At 48.8% G+C, this 14,167-nt stretch carries 15 protein-coding genes; 12 read left to right on the top strand and 3 right to left on the bottom strand.

The annotated features are described in order from the left end of the window. Nucleotide 1: 1 nt before the first annotated feature. A complete protein-coding gene (gene glmM / locus ASJ33_RS02820; protein ID WP_041330708.1) occupies nucleotides 2-1,294 on the bottom strand; it encodes a phosphoglucosamine mutase in 1,293 nt (430 codons plus the stop codon). Between the two features lie 139 nt (nucleotides 1,295-1,433). Here glmM and ASJ33_RS02815 point away from each other — a divergent pair, with 139 nt between their 5' ends. The 5 genes from ASJ33_RS02815 to ASJ33_RS02795 are packed head-to-tail and all read left to right on the top strand — an operon-like array spanning nucleotide 1,434 to nucleotide 6,468. Beyond that, entirely contained in the window at nucleotides 1,434-2,810 is a 1,377-nt protein-coding gene (locus ASJ33_RS02815; RefSeq protein WP_041330706.1) for a TldD/PmbA family protein, read from the top strand. Between the two features lies 1 nt (nucleotide 2,811). Next, the gene (locus ASJ33_RS02810; RefSeq protein ID WP_023652044.1) at nucleotides 2,812-4,113 is read left to right on the top strand and encodes a TldD/PmbA family protein; all 1,302 of its coding nucleotides are present in this window, start codon (nucleotides 2,812-2,814) and stop codon (nucleotides 4,111-4,113) included. 13 nt (nucleotides 4,114-4,126) lie between these two features. Next, entirely contained in the window at nucleotides 4,127-4,954 is an 828-nt protein-coding gene (locus ASJ33_RS02805) for a PAC2 family protein (protein WP_041330704.1), read from the top strand. Further along, nucleotides 4,954-5,904 carry a HEAT repeat domain-containing protein gene (locus tag ASJ33_RS02800; protein WP_041330703.1) on the top strand — a complete coding sequence of 317 codons (951 nt, stop codon included), beginning with the start codon at nucleotides 4,954-4,956 and terminating at the stop codon, nucleotides 5,902-5,904. Before ASJ33_RS02805 ends, ASJ33_RS02800 begins: the two co-directional genes overlap by 1 nt. Before the next feature lie 3 nt (nucleotides 5,905-5,907). After that, nucleotides 5,908-6,468: a GNAT family N-acetyltransferase gene (locus ASJ33_RS02795; protein ID WP_023652041.1), complete on the top strand. Its 561-nt coding sequence runs from the start codon at nucleotides 5,908-5,910 to the stop codon at nucleotides 6,466-6,468. On the opposite strand, the gene ASJ33_RS02790 is transcribed toward ASJ33_RS02795, so the two are convergent. Together ASJ33_RS02790 and ASJ33_RS02785 are read right to left on the bottom strand one after the other, a co-directional pair. After that, nucleotides 6,455-6,895, bottom strand: coding sequence for a MaoC/PaaZ C-terminal domain-containing protein (locus ASJ33_RS02790; protein ID WP_236886627.1), 441 nt, complete (start codon nucleotides 6,893-6,895; stop codon nucleotides 6,455-6,457). The two genes, ASJ33_RS02795 and ASJ33_RS02790, sit on opposite strands and share 14 nt — an antisense overlap. Beyond that, entirely contained in the window at nucleotides 6,865-7,287 is a 423-nt protein-coding gene (locus ASJ33_RS02785; RefSeq protein ID WP_023652039.1) for an FAS1-like dehydratase domain-containing protein, read from the bottom strand. The genes ASJ33_RS02790 and ASJ33_RS02785 overlap by 31 nt, the downstream gene beginning before the upstream one ends. Nucleotides 7,288-7,379: 92 nt before the next feature. Between ASJ33_RS02785 and ASJ33_RS02780 the strand changes: the two genes are divergently transcribed. The 7 genes from ASJ33_RS02780 to ASJ33_RS02750 all read left to right on the top strand — a co-directional run bounded on the left by ASJ33_RS02780 (nucleotide 7,380) and on the right by ASJ33_RS02750 (nucleotide 14,164). Then, nucleotides 7,380-8,330 carry a daunorubicin resistance protein DrrA family ABC transporter ATP-binding protein gene (locus tag ASJ33_RS02780; protein WP_041330701.1) on the top strand — a complete coding sequence of 317 codons (951 nt, stop codon included), beginning with the start codon at nucleotides 7,380-7,382 and terminating at the stop codon, nucleotides 8,328-8,330. Continuing rightward, nucleotides 8,327-9,424: an ABC transporter permease gene (locus ASJ33_RS02775; protein ID WP_041330699.1), complete on the top strand. Its 1,098-nt coding sequence runs from the start codon at nucleotides 8,327-8,329 to the stop codon at nucleotides 9,422-9,424. Before ASJ33_RS02780 ends, ASJ33_RS02775 begins: the two co-directional genes overlap by 4 nt. Nucleotide 9,425: 1 nt before the next feature. Continuing rightward, on the top strand, nucleotides 9,426-10,424 hold the full coding sequence (gene mtnA / locus ASJ33_RS02770; RefSeq protein WP_041330698.1) for an S-methyl-5-thioribose-1-phosphate isomerase: 999 nt from the start codon (nucleotides 9,426-9,428) through the stop codon (nucleotides 10,422-10,424). Between the two features lie 75 nt (nucleotides 10,425-10,499). Then, a complete protein-coding gene (gene mtnP / locus ASJ33_RS02765) occupies nucleotides 10,500-11,384 on the top strand; it encodes an S-methyl-5'-thioadenosine phosphorylase (protein ID WP_023652036.1) in 885 nt (294 codons plus the stop codon). Beyond that, nucleotides 11,377-12,405: a methionine synthase gene (locus tag ASJ33_RS02760; RefSeq protein WP_023652035.1), complete on the top strand. Its 1,029-nt coding sequence runs from the start codon at nucleotides 11,377-11,379 to the stop codon at nucleotides 12,403-12,405. Before mtnP ends, ASJ33_RS02760 begins: the two co-directional genes overlap by 8 nt. Beyond that, on the top strand, nucleotides 12,402-12,602 hold the full coding sequence (locus tag ASJ33_RS02755) for a DUF6485 family protein (protein ID WP_012881776.1): 201 nt from the start codon (nucleotides 12,402-12,404) through the stop codon (nucleotides 12,600-12,602). The genes ASJ33_RS02760 and ASJ33_RS02755 overlap by 4 nt, the downstream gene beginning before the upstream one ends. Then, entirely contained in the window at nucleotides 12,602-14,164 is a 1,563-nt protein-coding gene (locus ASJ33_RS02750; RefSeq protein WP_023652034.1) for an AAA family ATPase, read from the top strand. Before ASJ33_RS02755 ends, ASJ33_RS02750 begins: the two co-directional genes overlap by 1 nt. Nucleotides 14,165-14,167: the final 3 nt, after the last annotated feature.

The following is a 14,167-nucleotide window of genomic DNA, read 5'->3' as shown; positions in this document are numbered from 1 at the left end:
TTTATTTCTCCCGGGAAAGACAGCTCTTTAAGCACTTAAGGCCTGTTTGGTAAATGGTTTCACATTGTTCAGGGGTTTTGGCTTCAGCCGTCAAACGGATTTTAGGCTCTGTACCCGAAGGGCGGATAAGCAACCAGCCATCTTTCAGATTAAGCTTAATCCCGTCCAGCAGGCTGGAGGAAAGAGGATTCAGGCACTGGAGTGATTCCTCAACCAAGGCCAGATTCAAACCACTGCCAGCCACACTCCCCCGTTTCATGGAATATTCCGGGATATCCGAAGTAAGCTCCGCAAGAGGCTGGCGGGCAACCAGATTTAACAATCTGGCAGCGGCATAAATACCGTCAGGGCAAAGAGAACTCTCAGGGAAAACCCAGGCACCGCAGGGCTCACCCCCGAAGTTACCCTGCCGTTTAAGTTCCTCGGAAACATAGTTATCACCTACAGCTGTACGGATAACCTTAAATCCCATCTCGTCTACTACCATAGAAGCATCCAGAGTGGTAACCACCTTGTCTGCCCTGGCAGCTCTGGCAAAAAGTACCAGCATTTTATCACCGGAAATAAAGTTGCCGTGTTTATCTACCGCCACCATCCGGTCGGCATCACCGTCATGGGCAATGCCCAAATCAGCATCGCTTTCTTTGACAGTCTGAATTAGTCCTGTAAGATTTTCAGCCAGAGGTTCAGGCGGGTGAGGGAAAAAACCGTGGGTAGTATCATTCAGGGAAATCACCCTGCTGCCCATACGCTGAAGCAACCAAGGGGTTATAACGGATGCCGCCCCGCCGCCGCAATCCACCACTACCTTAAGGCGGCATTTGTCCGGCAGGTAACCGAGGATATGTTCCATGTGTTTTTCAACTGTACAAGGGAAAGCATTTATCTGGCCGAAATTATCCCACTTTATTGAAGGGGAACGGCTTGATTCAACGTCTTTGGTTATTTCCTGCTGCTGCAGATAACTGAAAGCCGAGCCGTCAGGATTCAGAAACTTGATGCCATTGTATTCAGCTGTATTATGTGAAGCAGTCACCATCAACCCGGCATCAAAGTCTCTGGCCATAAAGGCCAGAGTAGGTGTCGGCACCAGCCCTACATCAAGCACATCTGCCCCGGCGGAAATCAAAGCCCCGCTAAGTATGCGCTTGATAGCTGGCGTGGAAGTGCGGCTGTCACCGGCCAACACCACCCTGCGGTAGCGTTTTCCTACAGAAAACCCCACTTTAAGAGCTGTTTCCATCAAACGGTCATCTACCAAACGGCGGATACCGGAAGTTCCGAATAATCCCATACGGCTAAATCCTAGCCCTTTTACCCATCATTAGTCAATGCCCATCCAGCTATCAAGGCTGAAAACTGAACAATAAATTGACAAGCCAACTGCCCCAGTTTAAACTTAGATTAGAATACTCTCTCTAAAGGTGACCACCTTGACTGAACTCAGAAATATTGCCCACGAGCTTTCCCAACAGCTTTATCACTACCGGGCAGACTATCTGGAAATCCACCTGGAAGAAAGCACAAGCAGCTATATCTCTTACAGGGGACAAAATCTGGATACTGCCGGGCGCGGCAGTGACCTGGGCGGCAACGTTCGGGCGCTGGTAAACGGCGGCTGGGGTTTTGTAAGTTTTAACAGTCTGGATGATATCCGTAAACGGATAGACCAGGCAATCCACCAGGCTGCATTGGCCGGTTCTGCCCAGAGCCAGTTTGCATCTGCCCCTTCGGTTACCTATGCCCAGCCGGACGAGCTGTCTCAAAGTTCGGTGGAACGCCCGCTTGAAGATAAAAAACGGGTGCTGGACGAATATAAAGACCTTATCTGGCAGACCAAAGGCATAAAAACATCATTTATCCGCTTTTCAGACGGCTACCGCCGCCGCTTTTATGTAAACTCCCGCGGGAGTGTCATAGAGCAGTCACGCGCGGATATAAATTTCAACGCCACTGCCATTGCTTCGGCAGACGGCGAACTCCAACAGTCAAATATCTCCGTAGGCAGCCGAGGCAATTACAGCGCCATAACCGGGCTTCACTCCCAGATAAAAGACATGACCGAACATGCAGTAAAACTGCTCTCCGCCCAGAAGGTAAAAGGCGGCGAATACACCGTAATACTTGACCCCATACTGGCGGGGGTATTTGTCCACGAGGCTTTCGGACACCTCTCCGAAGCTGACCACATATATGAAAACCCCCAGATGCGCGAAATAATGGTGCTGGGTAAAAAATTCGGCCCGAAAATACTAAATATAGTAGACAACCCCACCATGCCTGACCTTCGGGGCAGCTATAAATACGACGACGAAGGTGTAGCCGCTACTAAAAATTACCTTATCCGTGAGGGCAAACTTAGCGGCCGCCTCCATTCACGGGAGACTGCCGCCAAGTTAAATGAACCCCTTTCCGGTAATGCCAGAGCCATATCTTACCGCTATGCCCCTATTGTACGTATGAGTAATACCTATATAGAACCCGGCACATCTACTCTGGAAGGAATGCTGGACGGGGTAAAAGAAGGTATTTATGTAAAGAACTGGTACGGCGGAACTACCAGTATGGAAATGTTTACCTTCTCCTCCGGAGAAGCTTATATGATAAGGGACGGCAAGATAGCCGAAGCTCTGCGGCCGGTGGTTTTGTCAGGAAATGTATTTGATACCCTGCACAATATAGATATGATAGGCAACGATCTGGATATGAATCAGGGCGGCGGCTGCGGCAAGAGCGGCCAGTCTCCTCTGCCGGTTTCAAACGGTTCACCCCATATCCGTATTCAGAAATGTCTGGTAGGTGGTGCCTGATATGCTTGAAAAAATACTTGAGCAAGCTAAAAAAGTGGCTGAACAGGCCGAATGTTTTATGGTGGAATCCGAATCTGCCCCAATTCATTTTGAAGCTAATCAGCTGAAAAATATTGAGTCCAAACAAAGCCTTAGCCTGGCTTTGCGGATTATCAAGGACGGTAAAATCGGTTATGCCGCCAGCTCCAACCCGGCTAACTGGCTGAAACTGGCGGATATGGCAGTAGAAACAGCCGCATACGGCCAAACAGCCCATTTCCAGTTCCCTGCCGCCCAAATCTGCCCTGAGATTAAAATATTTGACCCTGAGACAGAGGCGGTAAGTTTGGAGGAAATGGTAAAGCTGGGCAAAGATATGATAACCGGGCTGCTTGAAATAAACCCTGACTTGGTCTGCAGTGCCAGCCTTTCCAAAAGCACCCTGAATATACGCCTCTTGAATACCAGCGGAGCAGATATCAGCTATAAAAAAAGCAATTTCTCCATGGGGCTGGAAGGCACTCTGGTACGTGGCACAGATATGCTTTTTGTGGGTGACGGGCTTAGCTCCTGCCGTCCTATCCGCTCCGGCAGCGAAGTAGTAAATCTGGTTGGCAAGCAGCTTGAACGCGCCCGCCAGAATGTAACTTTACAAAGCAGGGAAATGCCTGTTATTTTTACCCCCCACGGGGTAGGTAGCACCATTATCCCAGCCTTGTCTGCCGCACTCAACGGCAAACTGGTACAGGAAAAGGCATCTCCCCTGGCCGGCAAACTGGGTGAGCAAATGTTTGACCCTGCCCTTAATCTGGTTGATGACCCTACCCAGAGTTTCAGCCCGAATTCACGCCCCTTTGATGATGAAGGCACCGCCAGCCAGATAACACCCATGGTGGAAAACGGGATTATTAAAAACTTCATTTATGACCTACGCACCGCCGCTTTGGCCAAAGCCAAAAGCACCGGAAACGCCGAAAGGCATGGCGGACAGCCTGCGCCCGGTTTCAGCGCCCTGATGATAAAACCCGGCACAGTTTCATTTGAAGAAATGGTTTCAGGTATAAAAGAAGGCCTGATAGTGGAATTTATGATGGGTGCCGAACAGGGCAATGTATTGGGCGGTGATTTCTCAGGAAATGTACTGCTGGGTTATAAAATAGAAAACGGACAGATTACCGGGCGGGTAAAAGACACTATGCTCTCCGGCAATATTTATAATGCCCTTAAAACTATAAACGCCATCGGCAGTGACGGACGCTGGCTGGACGGTGAGCTTTTCACCCCATCCATGTATTTCCCGAAGCTGTCTGTAGCTACCAAATAAGAGAGACAGATATATGGACAAAAAATACAAGCTGAATTCCAGACCCAAGCTCAAATCACCCTGCCTGCTGGCGGCCTGGCCGGGCATAAGCAATGTCGCCCTTATTGTAGCTACCTATCTGGCACGCAAACTGGAGTTTAAGGAACTGGCCGAGATAGATTCCCCCAGTTTCTTTGACCCTATAGGCGTACTGGTAAAAGACGGTGTAGTTGAAGAACCCCAATTCCCCCAAAACCGCTTTTACTACCTGAAAAATAAACAGGATAACGATATTATCCTGTTTATAGGTGAAGACCAGCCTTCTACTAAGAGTTACGAACTGGCTAATTTGATTCTGGACGTAGGTCAGCGTTTCGGCGTTAAAAGAATTTATACTTTCGCCGCCGCCCTGACCCGCATCCACCACAGCGAACAACCGCGGGCATGGGCAGTGGGTACTAACACCCAAGTAGCCAATGAACTGGTGGAGCGGGGGCTTAGCGGCAGCGGCAACCTCCAGATTTCCGGTCTGAATGGTCTGCTGCTGGGTGTGGCAAAAGAACGGAATATGGATGGGGTATGCCTGCTGGGCGAAGTCCCCAGCTATGCTTCCCGCCTGCAAAACCCCATGGCAGCTTTGGTGATTGTCCAGATTTTGTCCAAACTGCTCCATCTGGAAGTTGATATCACTGAACTGGAACAGATTGCATCTGACGCCAAGCAGCATGTATCACAGATTGCAGCTGAGGCTATGGAGGATTATATAGACTACTTTACCGAACCTATTTGGGAAAGCGGTGAAGACGACGATGACCTTGATAATGACGAAGGTGATGACAATGAGGAAGCGAGTAACAACTGATGAGCCAGAATAACACGGAAATTACTGAACTTTTTGAAAGGCTGACAGATGAAAACACCAGCCTGAAACATACAGACCTGGCCCTGTTGTCCGACCTTAACAATCAGGAGGTAGCCGCCTTCAAAGATTTCTGGATTCGCATGAGCCCTGAAAGACGGCTTGATATAGTCAGCCGTTTGGGTGAACTGGCCGAAGATGATGTTTCTCTGGATTTTGAAAGCATCTTTATCCGAACTATGCATGACCCGAATGCAGAAGTGCGTGCAAAATCAATCGACGGCCTTTGGGAATGCAACCGCCCTTCACTGATTGACCATTTGCTGTCTTTATCAAACGAAGACCCGTCTATGGAAGTCCGCATAGCCGCAACAGCCTCTCTGGGGCGCTACAGCCTTATGGGTGAATTCGGCCAGCTGCCAGAAAAAACCAGTCAAACACTGCAAACCAGTTTGCTAACTATTTTCAGAGATACCGAACTGCCGGTGGAACTAAGACGCAGGGCACTGGAATCAGTATCCCCTTTCGGACAACCGCAAGTAATTATGGCAATTTCCCAAGCCTATAACAACCCTGAACACCTGCTCAAAATAGGTGCGGTCTATGCCATGGGACAAAATGCCAGTGACCAGTGGGAGTCTGTAATAACATCTGAACTGAATAATGATAATAACGACCTTCGTTATGAAGCGGCAGTTGCCGCCGGAGAACTTGGACTGGAGAGTTTCATCCCTAAATTGGTTTCTTTGATTGAAGACCCCGATATAGAAGTCCAGTTGGCATCAATACAGGCGCTGGCTAAAATAGGCGGCAAGGACGCTAAAAAAGGTCTGACTGAAAATCTGGAGAGTACCTCCAGTCAGGCTGTCCGCGATATGATAACCACCGCACTGGCAGATATAGAGGCAGATGAATCTGCTGCCGGTATGCCAGCCATTTCACCAGAGGAGTAATCTGTGATACACGCTCAGGGAAAGCTGACCCGGCTGAGAGACAAACGTCTGGAAGATGCCTCGCTAGATTATATCTGGCAGACTGACCCGGAGCTTAGCCGCCTGGATGCGGCAGAGCCTCTGACTATCCCCTTCAGAACCTTCCTGGGTGAATATATATTCGTACTGGAAAATTCTTTATCCCTGCGGGTGCAATTCGGCATTGAAACCCTCCGGGGGGAATATATTGGCTACTGCGCCTGTTACAACTGGGACAGAGCCGCCGGAGAAGCGGAAGCAGGCATAATGATAGGTCAAAAAGAATACTGGGGCAAAGGTTACGGCAGTGACGCTCTGGGGCTGATGGTTGGATATGTGTTTGAAAACACCAGCCTAAAAAGACTTTACCTGAAAACCCTATCTGATAATACCCGTGCCCAGTGTGCCTTTAAAAAATGCGGCTTTAAACCTTTCGGGGAAAGAGAATCAGGCCAGCACCGGTTTATAATGATGGAACTTTTAAAAGCAAACTGGTTGAAAAACAAAGACCTGCTGGCTGAAGAACATCAGTCTAATAAAGTATAACAGCCGCCGCGGTAACGGTTTTATCCCCGGCAGTATCTTCCGCCCAGAGTTTCAGGCTCAAGGTTTTGCTTTCCGAAGTATCTGCCTTTGAGGATACCACACCTTTCAGAAAAAGGGTTTCCCCCAAAGGCATCATCTTTTTATAGCTGACTGATAGTTTTGCAAGCCTGCCAGAGGGGCAGGCAAAGCGGGATGCCAGCTTACCCAGCATAGCCCCCACCAATTGCCCCGGCACTACCACTCCGTTCAAACCCCTTTTCAAAGCTATGTCTTTATCATAATGAATGGGATTATAGTCCCCCGAAGCTCCCGCCCAGATAACCAGGTCACAGCTGCTAAGGGCAAGCATCTGGCAGGTTATTTCCTGCCCTTCGGTTATATTTTCAAAAACACTGGTCATGCCGAATACACTATAGCCAGCTGGCAAACCCTGGCTAGCAGCTCCCCTTTGTTATTTGATACCTGCATTTCAAAATTAAGGAATGACGAAAGCCCCATTTTGCCCGGACGTTCCCGTAAACTTAGCAAACTGGTCTCCACCACCACTTCCTGCCCTATTTCAAGGGGTTTTAAGCTTTCCAGCTCACTTGAGCCATGAAGGACAGTAATATTATCCGCCGAGATAGCTTCCAGCATCTGCCCAAAACCCAAAGTGAGTGCCAATGAAGGTGGTGCTTCGGCCTGCCAGTTCTCCACATCATCACCGGTAGCTCTGCAAAAACGCTCAACCATACCCCGCTCAATGACCAGCCTAAGAGGCAGTAGTTTTAAACCGGGATTCGCTCGTAAGTCTTCCAAAGTGTATTTGGTATTCAGCATTTGGCCAAGCTTATAATACAACCCTGCATTTTGTCAAAATAATGCCCGCCTTATGTTATAATAGGCCATTATTTGAGATGGGAGGCATATAAATGGCTGCCACTTCAAAAGCACCGCCGGAAATACCGGCTATTGAAACCCTGGATTTAAGCCGCTCATACGGGCAACTTCTGGCAGTGGACAAGCTAAACCTGAATATCCGCAAGGGTGAACTGTTTGCCCTGCTGGGCCCCAATGGGGCAGGCAAAAGCACCACCATAAATATGCTCTGTTGCCTGCTGAAACCCACCTCCGGCACAGCCCGGATAATGGGCTTTGATATAAATACCCAAAGCTACCAGGTTAAATCTACTATCGGCAGTTCGCCTCAGGAAACCGCCATTTCGGACCACCTTACCCCGGTGGAAAATCTGGAACTATTCGGAAGGCTGAACCGGGTAGACCCTGTAAAACTAAAGGAATGGATACCCCGTTTTCTGGAGATAATGGGGTTGGAAGACCGGGCAAAAAGCCAGGTGCATACTTTTTCCGGCGGCATGAAACGCCGTCTGAGCATAATGATGGCACTTATCCACAACCCGGATGTAGTCTTTTTAGATGAACCCACCCTGGGCTTAGACCCCCAGGTACGCCACGCCATGTGGGAATATATAAAATCTATGAAGGGGCAGAAAACTATACTCCTTACCACCCACTACATGGAGGAAGCAGACCATTTGGCAGACCGCATAGGCATTATGGATCAGGGCAAGATAGTAGCACTGGGGACACCGGTTGAGCTGAAACAGAGCCTCATAAAAGAGCCCACCATGAAGATACAGGCCTTTAATATTTCCCAGAAAATAGTAGCCGATTTAAAAACGTTCTACCCTAAAGTGGAGTTCTCAGGCGGAACACTTTCAGTTTCGGCAGAACACCTGGAGTTTAACGAGATTGTAAACCGGCTGCAAAATGCAGGGGCAGTTATCCGCTCTGCCCAGATAAAAGACCCCAGCCTAGAAGATGTCTACCTGAAACTAACCGGAAAGGAGCTGCGGCAATGAGATTTTGGGAACTGGGTATCCGCGCCCTCAAGGAAACCTACCGTGACCCCATGGCTCTTGGTTTCCTGCTGGGTTTTCCCCTTATGTTCATGCTTCTTTTCGGTTTTGCTTTCTCCGGCGAAGGCAGTGCCAGCTACCAGATTGGATTAGTGGATAAAGACCAAACACCCGTTTCAATTGCATTTGCAGATGAAGCCCTGTCAGAAGTACCTAGCTATGAAATTATTTATATAACCACCCCTGACGAAGCCCTGACCAAGCTGAAACATTCTGACATACGGGCATATGTAATAATCCCGGAGGGCTTCGGAGAGGAAATAAGCAAACTCTGGGCGGGTGAAAATGGCAATATATATCTGGACGTGACCTATGATGAAAGTGATATACAGGCCGCCGGTGAAATCCTTTCACAACTGAATGCAGTTTGCCGCGCCTTTGCCAAAATAGAAATACCCCTGAGCATAAATGCCCAGCCGGTAAATATTGAAAACAAGATAACCAACATAGATTTTATCTCTCCCGGCATTATTGTATTCGGGCTGCTCATACTTATACCCACCTCAGCCAGAATAATAGTACGGGATAAAGAAAAAGGCTTTATGTCAAGAATGCTGACCACACCCAGCCGTTCCGTGGACTTTATACTGGGGTATTCGCTTAGCATGACCCTTATCTGTATAATCCAGATAATATTTTTTATGCTGCTGGGCTATCTGTTCGGTATGGATATAACGGGGAATATAGCTTTGGCTTTCCTGATATTCTTCCTCACCGGGCTATCCAGTATAGGCGTAGGCATGGTGATTGCCGGTTTTTCCAAGAGCGAAAACCAGTCAGAATCTATCAGCTGGTTTTTCTCCATGCCGCTGGCCATAATATCCGGCACCTGGTTTTCTATTCAGTTTATGCCGGACGTACTCAAATGGTTGGGCTATGCATTCCCCTACTCCCATGCCATTGAGGCATCACGTCTGGTAATATTACGGGGGGCAGATTTTTCGGCCGTAAGCGGTGAAGTAGGCATACTGGCCATCTGGACAGTAGCTATCTTCGCCCTGGGAACAATAATATTCGGAAGGACTATGCGCAGCTGATATGAAAGCAATTGAGTGGCGGGATAACCGCCTGATAATACTTGACCAAACCCTATTGCCCTTGGAAGAAAAATACCTTGAACTAAATGACTACCATGCCGTCGCCGAGGCCATCAAGACCCTTAGGGTAAGAGGCGCACCCTCTATAGGCGTAGCCGCCGCTTACGGCATAGCTCTGGGGGCACTGGGCATAGAAACCCAATACTGCAGTGAGTTTCTGCCCCTTTACCAGCAGGTATCAGCAGAGATTGCCTCCACCCGCCCTACCGCTAAAAACCTGTTTATGGCGGCAGAACGCATGGACCATGTGGTAGCTTCGGGGACAGATGTTTCACAGGTAAAAATATCTCTGGTAGAAGAAGCGGTAAAAATCCATCATGAAGAAGAAGAGGCCAGCCGCAAAATATCCGCCTTCGGGGCGGAGCTGATACAACCCGGTTGGACAGTGCTCACCCACTGCAACGCAGGCCCTCTGGCAACGGCCGGTTACGGCACGGCTCTGGGGGTGATTCTAGCCGCCCATCAGCAGGGCAAAAATATTTCCTCCTTTGCCACCGAAACCCGCCCCCTTCTTCAAGGATCACGCCTAACCGCACTGGAATTGAAAGAAGCCGGTGTACCATTTAAACTGATTACCGACAGTATGGCCGGACACTTTATGCAAAAAGGGGTAATCAACGCGGTGGTAGTGGGGGCAGACCGTATTGCCAAAAACGGAGACACCGCCAACAAGATAGGCACTTACTCTCTGGCAGTGCTGGCGCTGGCTCACGGCATACCCTTTTACGTAGCCGCACCCAGCTCCACCTTTGATAAATCCATTGAATCAGGCCGGGATATAGTTATAGAAGAGCGCAAACCTGAGGAAATAACCCAAATAAGGGGGCAACGCATAGCCCCTGAAAACATAGCGGTAGCCAACCCCGCTTTTGACGTAACTCCAGCTAACCTCATAACCGCTTTTATAACTGAAAACGGGATAATACGACGGGGCGGTTAAAAATTAGTCGCATCTGCCATACTACCCTAGGCACTAACTGCCCAAAGACACATAAAACCTGAGGAGGTCTTTAAGATGGTACACTACGCTAAAATAGGCGTTATCGGGGGGACAGGCCTGTATGATATTGAGGGACTGACCGATATCCGCGAACACGCCCTTGATACCCCATTCGGCAAGCCTTCAGATACCATAGTTACCGGCAATTTGGACGGAGTGGGAGTGGCTTTTCTGCCCAGACACGGGCGGGGTCACCGCATACTCCCTTCGGAAATCCCATCCCGCGCCAATATATATGCCCTGAAAAGTTTGGGAGTGGAGCACATTATCGCCATAAATTCAGTAGGCAGTTTTAAAAAAGAGGTCAAACCGGGGCATCTTTTAATACCTGACCAGCTGATAGACCGCACCAGCCAGCGCACCAATACATTTTTCGGCAAAGGAATTGTAGCCCATATAGCATTCTCCCAGCCCTTCTGCCCGGATTTACGCAAACTCCTGTATGAATGCGCCAAAGAGGCGGGTGCCGATGTGCATAACGGCGGCACTTATGTAGTTATGGAAGGGCCTGCCTTTTCCACCCAGGCCGAGAGCCGCCTTCACAAAAGCTGGGGGGCAGATGTTATCGGCATGACCGCCCTGCCCGAAGCAAAACTGGCAAGAGAAGCTGAAATCTGTTACGCTATTATCGCCTGTGCCACCGACTACGATGCCTGGCATGAGGAAGAAGAAGCCGTAACGGTAGACAAAGTGATTGCCACCCTGCGCGGCAATATAAATCTTTCAAAAAATATAATAAAACTGGCCGTGGGGCGCATTGGAGAAGCCCGGAACTGCGAATGCAGCACCGCCCTCTCCAACGCCATCATGACTTCACCTGAGGCAGTGCCGAATACCCGTAAGCGTGAGTTAGCTTTGATAATTGATAAATACATGCCCGCAGCGAGTGAAAATGACTAAAACTGATTTTCATTTTCTGCCTACCATGATAGGCAGTATGCCCCATACAGACCCGAAGGCGGCGGTGGACATTATTACCCATTACCTTCAGGATATACCCGTTTGGCCGCAGCTGCCCCGCAGAAGCTGCCTTGAAGGTATGTCCGCCCAGTTCAGCCAGGGGCTGCCTGGGGTAAAAATCAACCAGGACAAGGTGTGGATTGAACCAAACCCCAGTTTTGAGAACGAACTGGAAAGCCTTTACCAAGCCTATCTGGATAATGATTTTAACAAGTTTCCCATAGGGGCGGAGTACGCCGCCGGGCTTTATGAGCTTGCTTCCCGCAATCTTTCCCCCTTGCTGGTAAAAGGGCATATCACCGGCCCGCTGACCTACTGCATGTCTATCAAAGACCCTTCAGGAAAAGATATCCTGTATGATGAAGTCCTTTCAGATGCGGCTACCAAACTCCTTAAGCTGAAGGCATCCTGGCAGGAACATTTCCTGAGCAATATCTGCCGGAATACCATTATCTTTGTGGACGAACCAGCCATGAGCGCCTACGGGTCAGCCTATCTGCCTCTCTCCCGTGAGCAGGTTACAGCCATGTTTGACGAGGTTTTTTCAGGCATATCCGGCCTGAAAGGAGTGCACTGCTGCGGCAATACAGACTGGTCTATCCTGATGGATACCAGCGTGGATATTATAAATTTTGACACTTATGCCTATGCAGATTCGCTGTCTATATATACTGATGAACTCAAAGCCTTCATAAAAAGGGGCGGAGCGGTTGCCTGGGGGATTGTACCCACAGACGAAAAAGCATTAAAAGAAGAAACTGCTGCTAGTTTGAAAGACCGTTTGGAAGCGGCCATGTCCCACTTTGACAGCCGCGGTCTGCCCTTTGCCGAGCTTGCCCGCCACTCACTTATCACCCCTGCCTGCGGTCTGGGCTTAAAAAGCCCCGAAGCGGCAGAACGGGCTCCCCTACTGCTGGCTGAACTTTCCGCCCTGCTTAGAAGGAAACACGGAACAGTATGAACTGCGCAACTGAACTTAATAAAGTAAACTGCAACTGTACATATGAACCCTGTGAAAGGAAAGGCAAGTGCTGCCGCTGTATCTCGTACCATCTGGCCATGGATGAACTGCCCGCCTGCGCTTTTCCGGATAATATTGAAAAAACACATGACCGTTCATTCAAATGCTTTGCCCGAATGGTCAGCAAGGAAAGCTGATGTCTGATTTGCCCTTGTATGCCCAGGCTATGCTGAGGCCTGACTTTTACCCTGAGCCTACCAGCAAAGTGGAGCTGGTGCAAACCCAGATGTCTTTTGTTTTCCTGACTGACCATTTTGCATATAAAACCAAAAAAGCGGTTAATCTGGGATATCTGGACTACTCTGAACTTTCAGAACGCAAAGCTCTGTCAGAAAAAGAGCTGGTCCTAAACCGCCGTTTGTGTGACTATGCCTACCTTGAGGTTTTGCCTGTTACTAAAAATGAGGTGGGTTATTCGCTGGGTGGATGTGGGGAGGTGGTGGAATATACCCTGAAAATGCGAAGATTACCCGAAGACCGCATGTTGATAAATCTGCTGTCAACCGGCGGTGTCAGCAGCGGAATGCTGGAAAAACTGGCTGAAAAACTGGCCGTTTTCCATCAAACCGCCAGAACCAATGCCGAAGTCCAGAAATACGGCAACCTTGAGGCTATTAAATACAATACCGAAGAAAACTTTGAACAGACCGGCAGTAAAGTTGGCCTTACCGTAAGCCCCGGAGAATACGCCCGTATCAGTTCTTTTACCCGCAGTTTTATCTCTGATAACCAAGCCCTTTTTAACGCACGGGTAAACGGGGGCAAAATACGGGACTGCCACGGAGATTTGCACGCCGCCCATATCTGCTTTATGGACAATATCTGCATATATGACTGTATAGAGTTCAATGACCGCTTCAGATACGGGGATGTAGCTTCCGAAGTGGCTTTTTTGGCTATGGATTTAGACCATTACGGCAGGGCTGACCTTTCCCGCCTCTTTGTAAACAGTTATATCCAAAAAAGCAACGATACCGACCTTTATAAACTGCTCCGCTTTTACAAATGCTACCGGGCTTATATCCGGGGTAAAGTGGAAGGCTTTAAGCTGGATGACCCGTATATCTCCGAGGCTGAAAAAGCCAAATACGTCCAAAAATCCAGAAATTATTTTACGCTGGCAGATTTCTATGCTAAACCCAATCCCACCCTCTTTATAACAACAGGGTTTTGTGGCTGCGGCAAGAGTACTCTTGCCCAAAGTCTGGCTGAGGTATCCGGTTCGGTAGTTATTTCTTCGGATATTGTCCGCAAGGGACTATCAAATATAGATTGCCATCAGCACTGTTTTGAAGACGCTGACCAGGGCATATATTCGCCTGAGATGACTAAGAAAACCTATCAGGCCATGTTTGACCAGGCCGGTGATGCCCTGAAGGAAGGCTACTCAGTTATACTTGATGCCACTTTCTTAAAAGAAGATCAGCGAAAGCAGGCTGAAGAGTGCGCCAGCCAGAATAATGCCAAATTTGTGGTACTGGAAGTCAAACTTTCACCTGAGTTGGCTAAAAAAAGGCTTGAGGAGCGTCTGGACAAACAGAGCGTCTCTGACGGGCGCTGGGAAGTGTATTTGAAGCAAATTAAGTCATTTGAGCCTCTGGCTGTTCAACCAAATCGTGTTATAATTGATAGTTCCAAACCAACGGATAAACAACTTTCAGACATACTGGAATTTTTTAAATCCAATCAAGGAGAATAAGTT

This window comes from Dehalococcoides mccartyi, assembly GCF_001889305.1.
In the GTDB taxonomy this organism is placed as follows: domain Bacteria; phylum Chloroflexota; class Dehalococcoidia; order Dehalococcoidales; family Dehalococcoidaceae; genus Dehalococcoides; species Dehalococcoides mccartyi_A.
This window is presented reverse-complemented; position numbering and strand designations above follow the sequence as displayed.

What these genes read in the sequence shown, in the direction of transcription:
- glmM (WP_041330708.1), bottom strand. Translation starts at nt 1,294, where the DNA reads ATGGGATTATTCGGAACTTCCGGTATCCGCCGTTTGGTAGATGACCGT.
- ASJ33_RS02810 (WP_023652044.1), top strand. Translation starts at nt 2,812, where the DNA reads ATGCTTGAAAAAATACTTGAGCAAGCTAAAAAAGTGGCTGAACAGGCC.
- ASJ33_RS02785 (WP_023652039.1), bottom strand. Translation starts at nt 7,287, where the DNA reads ATGCTGAATACCAAATACACTTTGGAAGACTTACGAGCGAATCCCGGT.
- mtnA (WP_041330698.1), top strand. Translation starts at nt 9,426, where the DNA reads ATGAAAGCAATTGAGTGGCGGGATAACCGCCTGATAATACTTGACCAA.
- ASJ33_RS02775 (WP_041330699.1), top strand. Translation starts at nt 8,327, where the DNA reads ATGAGATTTTGGGAACTGGGTATCCGCGCCCTCAAGGAAACCTACCGT.
- ASJ33_RS02750 (WP_023652034.1), top strand. Translation starts at nt 12,602, where the DNA reads ATGTCTGATTTGCCCTTGTATGCCCAGGCTATGCTGAGGCCTGACTTT.
- ASJ33_RS02780 (WP_041330701.1), top strand. Translation starts at nt 7,380, where the DNA reads ATGGCTGCCACTTCAAAAGCACCGCCGGAAATACCGGCTATTGAAACC.
- mtnP (WP_023652036.1), top strand. Translation starts at nt 10,500, where the DNA reads ATGGTACACTACGCTAAAATAGGCGTTATCGGGGGGACAGGCCTGTAT.
- ASJ33_RS02800 (WP_041330703.1), top strand. Translation starts at nt 4,954, where the DNA reads ATGAGCCAGAATAACACGGAAATTACTGAACTTTTTGAAAGGCTGACA.
- ASJ33_RS02755 (WP_012881776.1), top strand. Translation starts at nt 12,402, where the DNA reads ATGAACTGCGCAACTGAACTTAATAAAGTAAACTGCAACTGTACATAT.
- ASJ33_RS02805 (WP_041330704.1), top strand. Translation starts at nt 4,127, where the DNA reads ATGGACAAAAAATACAAGCTGAATTCCAGACCCAAGCTCAAATCACCC.
- ASJ33_RS02760 (WP_023652035.1), top strand. Translation starts at nt 11,377, where the DNA reads ATGACTAAAACTGATTTTCATTTTCTGCCTACCATGATAGGCAGTATG.